11 protein-coding genes and 1 tRNA gene are annotated in these 13,899 nt (G+C 71.6%); 8 read left to right on the forward strand and 4 right to left on the reverse strand.

All coding sequences use genetic code 11. From position 1 onward, the window contains the following. Positions 1 to 120: 120 nt before the first annotated feature. The 4 genes from DEJ06_RS02250 (at position 121) to DEJ06_RS02265 (ending at position 3,450) form a co-directional block, all read left to right on the forward strand. Complete coding sequence (locus DEJ06_RS02250; protein WP_111038260.1) at positions 121 to 1,800, forward strand: glycoside hydrolase domain-containing protein; 1,680 nt, start codon at positions 121 to 123, stop codon at positions 1,798 to 1,800. A 29-nt stretch (positions 1,801 to 1,829) separates the two neighbouring features. Then, positions 1,830 to 2,051, forward strand: a complete 222-nt coding sequence (locus DEJ06_RS02255) for a hypothetical protein (protein ID WP_071406470.1) — start codon at positions 1,830 to 1,832, stop codon at positions 2,049 to 2,051. Then, on the forward strand, positions 2,048 to 2,728 hold the full coding sequence (gene aroQ, locus DEJ06_RS02260; protein WP_258372400.1) for a gamma subclass chorismate mutase AroQ: 681 nt from the start codon (positions 2,048 to 2,050) through the stop codon (positions 2,726 to 2,728). Before DEJ06_RS02255 ends, aroQ begins: the two co-directional genes overlap by 4 nt. A 92-nt stretch (positions 2,729 to 2,820) precedes the next feature. Continuing rightward, positions 2,821 to 3,450: a TetR/AcrR family transcriptional regulator gene (locus tag DEJ06_RS02265; RefSeq protein WP_071406472.1), complete on the forward strand. Its 630-nt coding sequence runs from the start codon at positions 2,821 to 2,823 to the stop codon at positions 3,448 to 3,450. Positions 3,451 to 3,468: 18 nt separating this feature from the next. On the opposite strand, the gene DEJ06_RS02270 is transcribed toward DEJ06_RS02265, so the two are convergent. From DEJ06_RS02270 to DEJ06_RS02285, 4 genes are all read right to left on the reverse strand, one after another. Then, complete coding sequence (locus tag DEJ06_RS02270) at positions 3,469 to 4,410, reverse strand: AraC family transcriptional regulator (protein ID WP_146245779.1); 942 nt, start codon at positions 4,408 to 4,410, stop codon at positions 3,469 to 3,471. Between the two features lie 145 nt (positions 4,411 to 4,555). Further along, positions 4,556 to 4,628 (reverse strand) — tRNA-Arg (locus DEJ06_RS02275). Between the two features lie 110 nt (positions 4,629 to 4,738). Next, on the reverse strand, positions 4,739 to 5,524 hold the full coding sequence (locus DEJ06_RS02280; protein WP_111038262.1) for a dienelactone hydrolase family protein: 786 nt from the start codon (positions 5,522 to 5,524) through the stop codon (positions 4,739 to 4,741). Between the two features lie 29 nt (positions 5,525 to 5,553). Continuing rightward, positions 5,554 to 6,975, reverse strand: coding sequence for a glucose-6-phosphate dehydrogenase (locus DEJ06_RS02285; RefSeq protein WP_111038263.1), 1,422 nt, complete (start codon positions 6,973 to 6,975; stop codon positions 5,554 to 5,556). A 76-nt stretch (positions 6,976 to 7,051) separates the two neighbouring features. On the opposite strand from DEJ06_RS02285, the gene DEJ06_RS02290 reads away from it, so the two are divergent. The 4 genes from DEJ06_RS02290 (at position 7,052) to DEJ06_RS02305 (ending at position 13,585) form a co-directional block, all read left to right on the forward strand. Continuing rightward, positions 7,052 to 8,209, forward strand: a complete 1,158-nt coding sequence (locus DEJ06_RS02290; protein WP_035808774.1) for a Gfo/Idh/MocA family protein — start codon at positions 7,052 to 7,054, stop codon at positions 8,207 to 8,209. Then, positions 8,206 to 9,132 carry a sugar phosphate isomerase/epimerase gene (locus tag DEJ06_RS02295; protein WP_111038264.1) on the forward strand — a complete coding sequence of 309 codons (927 nt, stop codon included), beginning with the start codon at positions 8,206 to 8,208 and terminating at the stop codon, positions 9,130 to 9,132. The genes DEJ06_RS02290 and DEJ06_RS02295 overlap by 4 nt, the downstream gene beginning before the upstream one ends. Positions 9,133 to 9,266: 134 nt before the next feature. Then, positions 9,267 to 11,081 carry a thiamine pyrophosphate-requiring protein gene (locus tag DEJ06_RS02300; RefSeq protein WP_111038265.1) on the forward strand — a complete coding sequence of 605 codons (1,815 nt, stop codon included), beginning with the start codon at positions 9,267 to 9,269 and terminating at the stop codon, positions 11,079 to 11,081. 101 nt (positions 11,082 to 11,182) lie between these two features. Then, positions 11,183 to 13,585 carry a bifunctional UDP-sugar hydrolase/5'-nucleotidase gene (locus DEJ06_RS02305; RefSeq protein WP_111038266.1) on the forward strand — a complete coding sequence of 801 codons (2,403 nt, stop codon included), beginning with the start codon at positions 11,183 to 11,185 and terminating at the stop codon, positions 13,583 to 13,585. The last annotated feature ends 314 nt before the right edge of the window (positions 13,586 to 13,899 follow it).

The raw sequence follows: 13,899 nt of genomic DNA on the forward strand, positions 1-13,899 counted from the left end.
CGAATTGCAGGACCGTCCCAAGTTGAGGGACGAAGTTGCTCGGACCATGCCGCGGCCATCAGCATCGCACAGCGCGATCGACGGCCAGCGGACGCTCGAGGCAACTGAAGGGGCACCCCCGTGCACATCTCGCGCCGAACTGCGCTCATCGGCATCACCGCCACCGTCCCGCTCGTCACGACCGCGCTCGCGGCCCCGGCCGACGCCGCCACCCCGTCAGGCGCGGCCGGCTCCACCGCGTCGACCGGTTCCTCCGGCTCGACCGCTTCGTCCGGCTCCGCCGACTCGGGCGTGCTCGCTGTGCAGCGCTGGCTCAACACGACCTTCGGGCACCTGCACGGATGGGTGCACGTGGACGAGGACGGGCTGACCGGCAGCGGCACCGTGCTCGGGATCGTGCAGGCCACCCAGTCGCTGCTCGGCATCTCCCCCGTCGTCGCGACGTTCGGGCCGACGACCCGTCGGAAGCTCGAGCAGCACGGCGACGTCGGGGCCGAGACGGGCGACGACGCCGCGACCTGGCGCCGGCTGGTCCAGGCCGGACTGGTCTGCAAGGGTGCCTCGACCGTCACGCTCACCGGTGAGTACGACGCAGCAACCGTCGCGGCCGTGCAGGCGCTCCGCTCCGACCTGGGTGCCGAGCCCGGCGCACTCCCGCTGTCGGCCCACCTGTTCGGCGCCCTCCTGACCGTCGACCCCGTGCGACTCGCCTCCGGCGGGTCCCGAGCGGTGCGCGCGGTGCAGCAGTACCTCAACCGCACCTACGCCGAGGCGACCGGCGGCGCGTACGGCAGCACGAGCGGACTCGTCGACACGAGCACGTACTCGGCGGCGATCCGCGCGGTGCAGGTCGCGGTGGGCGTCACGGTCGACGGCGCCTGGGGCCCGGGGACGGCTGCTGCGCTCCGTGCCGCGGGCCCGAGCGTCGTCGGGGTCGGGGCCACCGGCGCCTGGGTGCTGCTCGTCAAGGCGCTCCTGGTGCTGAACGGCGAGCGCGTCGTGTTCAGCAGTGCCTACTCGGCGGCGGACGCCGCGGTGGTCCGTGCGTTCCAGCAGTTCCAGGCGTTCCCGCCCGCCGAGCAGACCGGGACGTGCGACGCCGGCACCTGGGCAGCCCTGGCGGCGAGCACGGGTGACCCGGACCGTGCGACGACCGGTGCCGACACCGCGGTGCGCCTCGACGACGCCCGCGCGGCCGCCGTCCGGGCGTCCGGTGCCACCAGCGTCGGCCGGTACCTCACGAACCACCAGCGTTCCGGGGCACTCGACAAGGCCCTGACCCCCGAGGAACTCCGTGTGATGGCGAGCGCCGGCCTCGGGCTGTGGCCGATCTTCGAGGAGGGCGGGTTCGCTGCCTCGTGGTTCACGGAGGAACAGGGCGTCCGCGACGCCCACCGCGCCCACGACGCGGCCCGGAAGCTCGGGATCCCGAAGCAGACCACCGTCTACTTCGCCGCCGACTTCGACGCGACCGCGGCGCAGGACGAGTCGCTCGTGGTCCCGTACTTCCGTGGCGTCGCCGCCGGCCTGCGGGACCGCGGGAACCTGTACAAGGCGGGCGTCTACGGCTCCCGCGCCACGTGCACCGCCGTGAGCAGCGCCGGACTCGCGCACTTCTCGTTCGTCGCCGGGATGTCGCCGGCCTGGTCGGGCAACCAGCTCGAGCCACTGCCGGGCAACTGGTCGCTCAACCAGATCCAGAACCGCACGGTCGGGTCGGGCAACGGGTCCACCGAGATCGACGCGGTGGTGGACTCCGGGCGCGACCCCGGCGTCCCCGCGGCTCGGCTGGCCGGCTGACGGACTGCCGACCGGGATCGAGCGCCGCCGTGACCACCACGACCCCGCGTGACGACGAGCCGCACGCCGTGTTCCCGCACCGTGCCACCTACGTCTTCTCGAACTTCGAGGAGGCGATCTCGATGGACTGCTACTGCGACGAGGGCGCCGACCACTTCGGCGTCTACCCGTTCTACGACGAGGTCATCAAACCGATCATCGACGATCTGACCCGACGCGTCCGGCGCCGGTTCGGGAAGGAAACCCCGTGAACACCGCACACCCCACCACCCCGACCACCGCCCGGCACCGCACCCGCCGGACCGCCGCGACGGCCCTGGCCTTCGGGCTGCTCGCGGCGGGCATCGCCCTGCCGACTTCAGCGGCGAACGCCGATCCCCTGCCCACGTCCGCCGAACCGACGGGTTCCACGATGACCATCTCCCACGACGATTCCCGTCCCACGGCGTCGACGGCGGAGCTCGACACCATCGGCGCGCTCATCCTCCGACGGCTCGAGCTCGCCGACCCGGTGGCGGAGTCGAAGTGGCTCAGCGGGAAGCCGGTCGCCGACCCGGTGCGCGAACAGGCCGTCGTGGACGAAGCGGTGACCCTGGCCGAGCAGCAGGGCGTCGACCCCGTGCTGGTGACCCGGGTGATCCGCGCGCAGATCGCCGCGAGCAAGGTCGTCCAGCGCGGCCTCATCAACCACTGGACGCACAACCCGTGGATGGCACCCACGACGGCACCGGACCTGACGACCATCCGGCCCCAGCTCGACGCCATCGACACCGACCTGGTGACGGCGCTCGGCCAGGCCCAGACCGTCGCCCAGGACCACCGGTGCGCACACCTGGTGGACGCGGAGCGGAAGCACCTCGACGTCGGACTCGACTCGCTGCACCGGAAGGGGATCGACGTGGCCTGGCACACGTTCTGCGCCGCCTGACGCGGGCAGGGGACGGGCCGTCATCGTGAGCGGCCCTAGGATGTGGTGTTCACTGATCGCTCAGCTCCGGGCGAGGAAGGACACCGCGCCAGATGAACCAGCGGCAGCTCGCCATGGAGGCCTCTCGACGAGCCATCATCGATGCCGCAGGGCAGCAGTTCGCCGCCTTCGGCTACGAGGCGACCACGTTCTCCCGTGTCGCCGAGGCGATGGGGAAGCCGAAGTCGGCGATCGGGTACCACCTGTTCCCGTCGAAGAAGGACCTGGCGACGGCGGTCATCGAACTGCAGCAGCAGCGCTGGCGTGCACTCTTCGACGCACTCCCCGCGCAGCCGGGCATCGAGCGGCTGACGGTGTTCCTCCTGACCACCGGGATGGACGTCCGCCGGGGCTCGGTCGCGGGCGGCGCGGTCCGGCTCCTGCACGAACTCGGCAAGGCCGGCGTGCCGGTGCCGCGCGGTTTCGACTGGTTCGAGATGACGCGAGGCGAACTCGTCAGCGCGGGGGTCGCGGCGGCGGACGTCGACGCGGCCGCGGTCCAGCCGTCCGTCCTGCTGCTCCTCAACACGACGCTGGGCATGGTGGACGGTTCGACGCAGCTGACCGACGACGAGCTCGTGGCGCAGCTCAAGGCGCTGTGGGCACCGCTCTTCACGTCGTTCGGCATCGCCGGTGCATCCGAGGTCATCGCGGCGGCCCAGCCGTACTCCCCCGGGTCCTGACCCTGGTCGCTCAGTCGCTCAGTCGCCCTGCCGCGGGACCTCGTCGCGGAGCGCCCGGCTCGGCGACCGCCCGTAGGCCTCGCGGTAGGCAGCGGAGAACCGCGTCGCGTTGCTGAACCCCCACCGCAACCCGATGGACGCGACCGTCGCTCCGGCGTCCGGATCGGCCACCAGCAACTCGAGGTGCGCCTCGGCCAGCCGCACCCGCCGGACGTAGGCTGCCGGGCTCACCCCGAGCTCGCGCTGGAACGCGGACTGCAGCCCGCGGGACGACACCCGGGCGGCCGTGGCGATGTCGGGGACCGAGATCGGTTCGGTGAGGTGGTCGTCGATGTACTGCACGGCGCGGCGCACGACCCCGCCGGCGGCCGCCGAAGTCGGGACGATCGCGTCCGGCTCGATGTGCACCGGGAACACCTGGAACGCCGCGGCGGCGACGTGGCGGAACACCTCGGCGCGGACCAGGTCGTTCCCGAAGGCCCGCTCATCACTCGTGACCGCGTGCGCGTGCCCGATGACACTCGCCCAGTAGTCCGCCAGTTCCGGACGAGGCGCCCGGCCGTCGACGACGAGCCGCCCTCGCTCCGCACCATGCTGCTGCAATCCGACCCCCAGCAGGACCGACACCGGCAGGCTGACGACGCTGAAGTCCACGTCGAGGGTGTCGTTGTGGACCAGGCCGAGGCCGTGCAACGACCCGTTCGGCACCCCGCCCGTCCCGCGCGGGGCGAAGTCGCCGCTGTGCACCTGGACCGACACCAGCGTGTCCGCGATCTCGGCGGTCGTCTCCATCGTGCCGCCGAAGTGGTGCCGTTCGACGGTCATCACGCCGTCGCCGCGCACGTGCTGCTCGTACCGGAAGAGCGGGCCGACGTCACGGATCTCCGGGCGGTCGTACAGCGCCCCCAGGGCCGTGGCGGCCACCTCGGCGTCACGGGTCGCGAAGTCGATGGACAGCACAGGCACCTCGTTCTCCGATCGGACGGACCGACGCACCATCGTCACCCCGTCGACCGGGGAACGCCTGCGAAGACGCGCCGCTGCCGGTCAACGACGAAGGGCCCCGGTGGAATCCACCGGGGCCCTTCGTCCTTCTGCTTGCCTGTGCGCTCGAAGGGACTCGAACCCCCAACCTTCTGATCCGTAGTCAGATGCTCTATCCATTGAGCTACGAGCGCGTGGCCTTGCGGCCGTGGAAGACTCTACAACAGGTGCGGCCCGGGCGCCAATCGAGGCCCTCCGGCCCCTGTGCTCGGCGTGTCGCGAACGGTCTCCGACGGCCGCACCGTCACAGCGCCACGGGCTCCTCGTCGAACACCTCGGCCAGGAACACCCGGAGCGCCTGCCACGACCGGCGGTCGGCACGCTCCTGGTACTGCGCGCCGTGGTCCGGAGCGTCGGTGCCCGGCACGGCGAACGCGTGCATCGCACCCGAGTACGTCACGACCTGCCAGTCGACGTCCGGCGCCGCCCGCATCTCGTCCTGCCACGCGTGCACGGCCTCGTCCGGCACGACGGGGTCGGCGCCCCCGGTGAGGACGAGCAGCTTCGCCCGGATGTCCGCGGCGTCCGAGGGGTCGTGCGCGATGAGGCCACCGTGGAACGCCACGGCGCCGACCAGGTCGGCCCCGGTCCGTGCGAGCTCGAGTGCGGTCGACCCACCGAAGCAGTACCCCATCACGACGACGCGGGTGGGGTCGACGTCCGGGTCGGCGAGCAGTCGCTCGAGTCCGGCGGTGGCGCGGGCCCGCAGCAGGGGCAGGTCCTGGTAGAAACCGCCGGCGACCTGGGCCGCCGTGTCGTCACCGGGGCGGACGCCGACTCCGTAGATGTCCGCGCCGAACGCGACGTAGCCGAGCCGGGCGAGCATCGTCACCCGGGCCTCGACGTGCTCGTTTACGCCGTGCCAGTCGTGCACGACGAGGACGGCCGGACGACGGCCCGCGATCGCGGCGTCCTTCGCGAGGACGCCGAGCAGTTCGGTGCCCTCGTGGTCGTAGGGGACGTCGTCGACACGGATGTCGGCGCCGGCGGGTTCGGGAACGGTCTGCAGGACGTCGTCGGTGGTGTTCACGTCGCCCGACGCTACGCCGCCACTCGGGCTCAGGCTTCGATGTTGTCCCAGCCGTCGGGGCCGACCGACCCGGCGGCGTACTCGTCGAGGGGTGCCTTGCCGGCCTTCCACGCGTCGAGGAACGGCCCGACGACCTTCCAGCCCTGCACGGCACTGTCGCCGCGCACCGACAGCGTCGCGTCGCCCTCGAGCACGCCGGCCAGCACCTCGCCGTAGGCACTCAGGCGCCCGGGGTTGAAGGTCACCTCGAGGCTGGTGTGGTCGATCGTGTACGGGTCACCGGCGCCGTTGACGTTGAGCTCGAGCTGCATCTCGTCCGGGGCGATCCAGATGCGCAGCCGGTCGGGCAACTCGGTGCCGGTGAGCCCCTCGGGCACGTGCGGGGAGTCCTTGAACGTGATGACGATCTCGCGGCGCTGCGCGGCGAGCGCCTTGCCGGACCGCAGGGTGAAGGGGACGCCTGCCCAGCGCCAGTTCGCGATCTCGAGGGTGAGCTGGGCGAGGGTCTCGGTGCCGAGCGACGGGTCCACGCCGTCCTCGTCGACGTACGACGGCAGCTGGCGGTCCCCGACGGTGCCGGCGGTGTACCGGGCGCGCTTGCCGGCCGTGACGACGTCGCCGCCCCACGGTCGGACGGCCCGCAGCACGAGTTCCTTCTGGGTGCGCAGGTCGTCGGCCTTGATCGAGGCGGGGGCCTCCATCGCGACGACGGCCATCACCTGCAGCAGGTGGCTCTGGATCATGTCGGTGAGCGCCCCGGCCTTGTCGTAGTAGCGCGCCCGACCCTCGAGACCGAGGGTCTCGTCGTAGACGATGTCGACGCGCTCGACGTGCTGCGACGAGAGCAGCGGTTCGATGATGCGGTTGGCGAAGCGCAGCCCGAGCAGGTTCAGCACGGTGGAGCGGCCGAGGAAGTGGTCGACGCGGTGGATGCGCTCCTCGGGGATGAACGAGTGCAGCAGGTCGTTCAGGTGCGAGGCGCTCTCGGCGTCGGTGCCGAACGGCTTCTCGAGCGCCAGACGGGTGCCGGCGGGCAGGTCGAGGTGGGCGAGCTGCTCGCAGCTCTTCTCGGTGACCGCCGGCGGCAGCGCGAAGTAGATCGCGGGGTCGTGCTCGCACGCGGCGAGCAGTGCCCGCAGGTCGTCCGGGTCGGTGACGTCGGCCTTCCGGTAGGTCGAGGCGTCGACCACGGCCTGCAGTCGCTCCGGCAGCGCTGTGTCACCCGAGGCGCCCTCGTCCTCCTCGTTCTTCGACGCCTGCGCGTTCTCGAAGGACTCGCGCACCTGCGCCTTCCAGTCGGCGTCGGACAGGTCCTCGACACCGGCCCCGACGAGCTGGACGTCCCAGTCGTCCTTCACCTGGAGCAGGGTGGCGAGGCCGGGCAGGAGCAGGCGCTTGGACAGGTCGCCGCTGGCTCCGAGGATGAGCAGGCTGGTCTGGAGGCTCGACATGCTGCAGACGGTACTCATCGGCCCCGGTGGATGACCGGGCCGCTACGGTGGTGTCAGTCCGGCGCGAGGGAGCACCATGAGCAGTGGGTACGAAGGGCGACGCCTCCGTGTCGCCGTGGTCGGGACGGGCATGATCGCCGGCGTCCACGCCCGGGCGGCCCGGGCCTCCGGTGCCGAGGTCCTCGGCGTGCTCGGCCGGAACGCCGCCCGCTCCGAGCAGGTGGCGGCGCAGCTCGACCTGCCCCGTGGCTACGCCTCCCTCGACGAGGTCATCGCCGACGCCCCCGACGTCGTGCACATCTGCACCCCGAACGACCAGCACCACCCGCAGGCGCTCGCGGTGATCGCGGCCGGCATCAACGTGGTGTGCGAGAAGCCCCTGGCGATCGACCCCGCACAGGCCGCCGAGCTCGTCGCCGCCGCTGCCGAGGCCGGTGTCGTGGCCACCGTGCCGTTCGTGTACCGGTACCACCCGATGGTCCGCGAGATCCGGGCGCGCATCGCCGACGGGGAGCTCGGCCGGCTGCTCGCGGTGCACGGCCACTACCTGCAGGACTGGATGCTCGACGAGGACGCCTCGAGCTGGCGGGTCGACCCGACCTCGAGTGGCCTGTCCCGCGCGTTCGCCGACATCGGCTCGCACTGGTGCGACCTGGTCGAGTTCGTCACGGGCGAGCGCTTCGCCTCGGTGTCCGCCGCGACCGACATCGTCTACCCGACGCGGCCGGCGGCGTCCGGCCCGTCGTTCTCCGGCTCCCCCGACCCGGACCCGGTGGCCGACGCGGCCGAACGTGCCGAGGTCACCACCGAGGACACCGCCGTCGCCACCTTCCGCACCGCCACGGGCCGCATCGGGAACGTCGTGATCTCGCAGGTCGCGTCGGGCCGGAAGAACCGCCTGTGGTTCGAGGTCGACGGCACCCGCGGCAGCGCGGCGTTCGACCAGGAGCAGCCCGAGTCGGCCTGGTTCGGCAACGAGCGCGGCGCCCAGATCGTGGTCCGCGACCCGTCGCAGGGGTACCCGGACCAGCGCCGGCTGGCGATCGTGCCGGCCGGGCACCCCCAGGGGTACCTCGACGCCTTCGCGGCCTTCGTCGCCGACACCTACACCGCGGTCCGCACCGGAGTGGCCCCCGACGGACTGCCGACGTTCGCGGACGGCGCCCGCTCCGCCGACATCATCGAGGCCGTGATCGGCAGCGCGGCCGAGACGACCTGGCGGGAGATCCGGTGAAGCTCGGCATGCTGACCGCCTGCCTGCCCGGTTGGTCGCTCGACCGGATCGCCGGGTTCGCCCAGCAGCAGGGCTACGAGCGGCTCGAGGTCGCCGTCTGGCCCGGCACCGGCGGTCGCGACTTCGAGGCGGCGCACCTGCCGGTCGCCACGTTCACCGACGAGGATGCCCTGGCCACCCGTGCCCTGCTCGACCGCACGGGCCTCGAGATCTCGGCGCTCGCGTACTACGAGAACAACCTGCACCAGGACCCGGAGCACCGAGCCGCGGTGCGGACCCACCTCAAGCACGCGATCGACACCGCGCAGACGCTCGGCATCCCGTACGTGGGCACGTTCATCGGCCGCGACACCACGAAGTCCGTCCGCGAGAACATGGCCGAGGGGAACCGGGTCCTGCCCGAGCTCGTCGACTACGCCGGCGAGCGGGGCGTACGGCTCGTCATCGAGAACTGCGTGATGGAGGGCTGGCACCCCGACGGGTACCCCGGCAACATCGCGTACTCCCCCGAGCTCTGGGGCTGGGTCACCGGCCTGGGCTTCGGCCTGAACTGGGACCCGTCGCACCTGACGTGGATCGGGATCGACCCGGTCGAGACGATCCTGCCGTTCGCCGAGCACATCGTGCACGCCCAGGCGAAGGACCTGGAGCTGTTCCCCGAGCGGCGCAACGAGTACGGGTTCTTCGGCAAGGTCGACAAGGGCGACGACCCGTGGGACATGGGCTGGTGGCGGTTCCGGGTGCCGGGCCGCGGTGTCGTGGACTGGCCACGCGTCGTCGACCGCCTCTACGAGGCGGGCTTCGACGGCACGCTGAGCGTCGAGCACGAGGACCCGCTCTGGGGCGGCACCGACGACCGGGTGCTCGAGGGGCTGCGCATCGCGCACCGCACGCTGCGTCCGCTGATCGCGCAGGAGCAGTAGCGAGCACCCACCGGCAACGAGCACAGGGCCCTGGTCTGGAGGCCCGGATCACGTGACCGACGTCGGTCACGTGATCCGGGCCTCCAGACCGGTGCCTGTGAACGGACCCGTGCGCGCCCGCGCAGGCTGGTGCCATGAGCACGACCGTGAGCGACTTCGTCATCGACCGCATCAAGGCGTGGGGGGTCTCCCGCGTGTTCGGGTACCCCGGCGACGGGATCGGCGCCTTCGACGGCGCGCTCGGCCAGGCGGCGTCGAAGGGCGACGGCCTGGAGTACGTCCGCCCCACGCACGAGGAGATCGCGGCGCTGATGGCGACCGCGCACGCGAAGTTCACCGGCGAGGTCGGGGTCTGCGTCGCGACGTCGAGTCCCGGCGCCTTCCACCTGCTGAACGGGCTGTACGACGCGCAGATGGACAACCAGCCGGTGGTGGCGATCGTCGGCCAGCAGGGGCTCGCAGCGATGGGGTCGTTCACGCAGCAGGAGTCGAACCTGGAGCGCGTGTTCGCCGACGTCGCCTGCTACGTGCAGACGGTGGCCACGCCCGAAGCCGTCGGTGTGGTGCTCGACACCGCGTTCCGCACGGCGTCGCTCCGCAAGCAGCCGGCCGTCGTCGTGCTGCCCCACGACGTGCAGGCGATGGCGTACGACGCACCGCCGCTGGAGCACTGGGCCTCGCGGTCGAGCGACGTCCCCGCGTCGACCCGGATCACGCCGCCCGCCGACGAGGTCCGGAAGATGGCGGAGATCATCAACGCCGGGTCGAAGGTGACGTTCCTGGTCGGTGCCGGCGCGCGCGGTGCGACGGCCCAGGTGCTCGCCGCCGCCGAGAAGGCGGGTGCGGGGATCATCACGGCACTCCGTGGCAAGGACGTGATCCCGTCCGACGTGCCGTACCACTCGCAGCAGCTCGGGCTGCTCGGGTCGCTGCCGTCGCTGCACCAGATCCGCGACTGCGACACCCTCGTGCTGCTCGGCACGAACTACCCGTACGGCGAGTACATGCCGAAGACGGGGCAGGCCCGGGGCATCCAGGTCGACATCAAGCCGGAGCAGCTCGGCCTGCGGTACCCGACCGAGCTGAACCTGTGGGGCGACGTCGGCTCGACGCTCGACGCGGTGCTCCCGCTGCTCGAGCAGAAGACCGACAGGTCCTTCCAGCAGACCGTCGCCGACGAGATGCGCGAGTGGGAGTCGGAGATGCGCGCCCAGTCCGAGGTCGCCTACGACGACGGGGTGAACCCGCGCCGGGTGATCCAGGCCGTGAACGACCGGCTGCCCGACGGCGTCACGGTCACCGCGGACGCCGGCACGACGGCCGACTGGTACGGCCACCACATCCGGTTGCGCGAGGGCATGCGCGGCGACATGTCCGGCCGCCTCGCGACGATGCTCGCGGCGATGCCGTACGCGGTGACGGCGAAGTTCGCGTTCCCGGACCGCCCGGCGGTGTGCACGATCGGCGACGGGGCCTTCCAGATGCTCGGCATGAACGAGCTGATCACCGTGAAGAAGTACCTGGCGGCCTGGCCGAACCAGCAGCTCGTCATCGTGGTCATGCACAACGACGACCTCGGCCAGGTGTCGTGGGAGATGCGCACCGAGGACGGCAACCCGATGTGGCGCGGCTCGCAGGACGTCGAGTCGATCGACTACGCCGGGTACGCGACGCTGCTGGGGTTCCAGGGCATCGCGGTGCACGAGGACTCCGAGGTCGAGGCGGCGGTCGAGCGGGCCTTCGCCCACCAGGGGGTGACCCTCATCGACGCGTACGTCAGCCGGAGCGTCCCGCCGCTGCCCCCGCACATCACGAAGGAGTACGCGATCAACACGGCGAAGAGCCTGCTGAAGGGCGACCCGGTCGAGTTCGACGTCGTGAAGGACTCCGCGAAGGCGATGGCGACCGAGGTCACCGAGCGGGTGAAGGGCGCCCTCGGCCGCGACTGAACCAGGTCTGCCGAGCGGAGGGGACGGCCGTGTGAACGTCGTGTGACGACTTGCGCAGGGGTCTGGCGAGTCGCCTGTGCGTCTTCGTAGGTTCGACGGCGATGAACACTTCCCACACCACCGGAACCGCCGGTGCGACGACCCGACGACGCCTCGGCGCCGGCGCGGCCCTCGCCACCGCCGGGGTCCTGGTCGCACTGTCCGTCCCGTCCGCAGCCGTCGCCGCCGAGGGCGACACGACGATCGACATCATCGACGTCAACGACTTCCACGGTCGCATCGAGTCCGAGGGCACCGCCGCCGACAAGGCCGCCGGCGCCGCGAAGCTCGCCGGCGTCGTGCAGTCGTACCGCGAGGCCAACCCGAACACGATCTTCGCCAGCGTCGGCGACAACGTGGGCGCCTCGACCTTCACCTCGCTCATCCAGCAGGACTCCCCCACGATCGACGCCCTGAACGCCATGGACCTCGACGTCAGCGCGATCGGCAACCACGAGCTCGACAAGGGCCAGGACGACCTGACCGGCCGCATCGAGGACCGTGCCGACTGGCCGTACGTCTCGGCGAACATCGTCACGGCCGGCACCACCGACCCCGCGTTCACGCCGTACTCCATCGTGGAGAAGGGCGGCGTCAAGGTCGGCTTCATCGGTGCCACCACCGAGGACCTCATCCCCGGGCTCGTCAGCCCCGGCGGGGTCGAGGGTCTCGCGATGGCCCCGATCGTCAGCCAGGTCAACCGGTACGCCGAGCAGCTCACCGACGGCAAGGACGACAACGGCGAGGCCGACGTGCTCGTCCTGCTCGTGCACGAGGGGGCCACCACGAGTGCGCTCACCGACGCCACGGGCACCGGCGCGTTCGGCAAGATCACCTCGGGCGTCTCGTCGAAGGTCTCGGCCATCGTGTCGGCGCACACCCACGCGACGTACAACCACTCCATCGCCGGCCCCGACGGCACGAAGCGTCCGGTGATCCAGGCCGGGTCCTACGGGGTGAACCTCGGACACCTGCAGCTCACCGTGGACGCCGACAAGCAGCTCACCGGCATCACGTCCTCGGTCACCTCCGTCAACGAGGACAAGCGTGTCCCCGCCGACACCACCTCGGTCAACGCCGTGAGCGACATCGTGACCGCCGCGAAGGCCGTCGCCGACGTCAAGGGCGGCGAGAAGCTCGGCGAGATCACGGGTGACCTGCGTCGCGCCGTGCAGTCCGACCGCAAGGCCGAGAACCGTGGCGGCGAGTCCGTCCTGGGCAATTACATCGCCGAGGTCCAGCGCAGCGCCACCGAGCGGAACGGCTCGCAGGTCGCCTTCATGAACCCGGGCGGGCTCCGCACCGACATGGTCTACGCGTCCAGCGGCGCCGGCGACCCGGACGGCACCGTCACCTACAAGGAGGCCGCGCTCGTCCAGCCGTTCGCCAACACCCTGGTGACCAAGGACATGACCGGCCAGCAGATCAAGAACGCCCTCGAGCAGCAGTGGCAGCCGGACGGCCTCGAGCGTCCGTTCCTGAAGCTCGGCGTCTCGGACGGCTTCGCGTACACCTACGACCCGTCGAAGGGTCGCGGCGAGCGCATCACCGGCATGACCCTCGACGGCAAGGCGATCGCGCTGACCGACACCCTCAAGGTGACCGTCAACTCGTTCCTGTCGACCGGTGGCGACAACTTCGCCGCCTTCGCGACCGGTACGAACGTCGCCGACTCAGGCCAGGTCGACCTGCAGGCCCAGGTGGACTACTTCCTCGCCAACCCGAAGGTCACGCCGCCGGTCGACCAGCGCGCCGTCGGCGTCACGGTCACGCCGACCCCGGCCGGTGGCTTCCAGCCCGGTGACGCGATCGAGCTCGACCTGTCGTCGCTCGTGTTCAGCAGCGAGGACCCCGAGAAGGCCGGCACCGTCTCGGTCACCGCGGACGGCAAGGAGCTCGCATCGTCGGCGATCGACCCGACGATCACGGACAAGAACGACGAGCAGGGTCGCGCGACCCTGACGGTCACGGTCCCCGAGATCGAGGCGCCGGCCGCACGCGCTTCCGCCCGCACCGCCGGTTCCGTCTCCCTCGCCGCGGTGGCCGAGCCGGTCGCCACGACGGACGCGCCGCTCGTCGTCACCCTGCCGGGTGGCCAGACCGTCACCCTCGCCGTGACGATCCCGGTTGCCGCAGCGGTCGACCCGACCGACCCGACCGACCCGACCGACCCGACGGACCCGACCGACCCGACGGACCCGGTCGACCCGACCCCGGCTCCGACCCCGAACCCGGGTGGCGGGGTCATCCCCGGCCCCGGCGCGGGTGACGGTGACGACGCGGGCATCGGTGGCGTCGGCGGGACCGACGACGACCCGCGCGCCGGTGGCGACCTCGCCTACACGGGTGCGGACCTGACCGCTCCGGCGATCGCGGCGGGCCTGCTCCTGCTCGCCGGGATCACGGCACTCGTGGTCCTCCGCCGCAACCGCGCACGACGTGCCGCGACGGTCCTGACGGACTGACCCACAGTCTGCGGGCACACACGTGAACGGGCCGTCTCACCCTGGTGAGGCGGCCCGTTCGCGTCGGCCAGGAGGCCCGGGGCACGTCCGGCGCACACCTCGCGCGACCCGGTGGTCCCGGTTGCTGTCCCATCCCGGTCGATCACTGCGGATCCGCGGATCCGCGGGGTACTCTCGGGGTTGTCGCACCGCGACGCGTCGTGCCGGGTCGCTTTCAGCAAGTCGACGGTGGTTCCGTTCGGCGAGACTCCGCGACGCGGGCGTCCTCCGCCTCCAGGGAAACGGCGGAGGGCGCCCACCCTCGCGTGTCAGCG

This window comes from Curtobacterium sp. MCLR17_051 (genome assembly GCF_003234395.1).
In the GTDB taxonomy this organism is placed as follows: Bacteria; Actinomycetota; Actinomycetes; order Actinomycetales; family Microbacteriaceae; genus Curtobacterium; species Curtobacterium flaccumfaciens.

Excerpts from the sequence above, each read along its gene's own strand:
- DEJ06_RS02265 (WP_071406472.1), top strand. The coding sequence starts at position 2,821 with ATGAACCAGCGGCAGCTCGCCATGGAGGCCTCTCGACGAGCCATCATC.
- DEJ06_RS02285 (WP_111038263.1), bottom strand. The coding sequence starts at position 6,975 with ATGTCGAGCCTCCAGACCAGCCTGCTCATCCTCGGAGCCAGCGGCGAC.
- DEJ06_RS02290 (WP_035808774.1), top strand. The coding sequence starts at position 7,052 with ATGAGCAGTGGGTACGAAGGGCGACGCCTCCGTGTCGCCGTGGTCGGG.
- DEJ06_RS02300 (WP_111038265.1), top strand. The coding sequence starts at position 9,267 with ATGAGCACGACCGTGAGCGACTTCGTCATCGACCGCATCAAGGCGTGG.
- DEJ06_RS02305 (WP_111038266.1), top strand. The coding sequence starts at position 11,183 with ATGAACACTTCCCACACCACCGGAACCGCCGGTGCGACGACCCGACGA.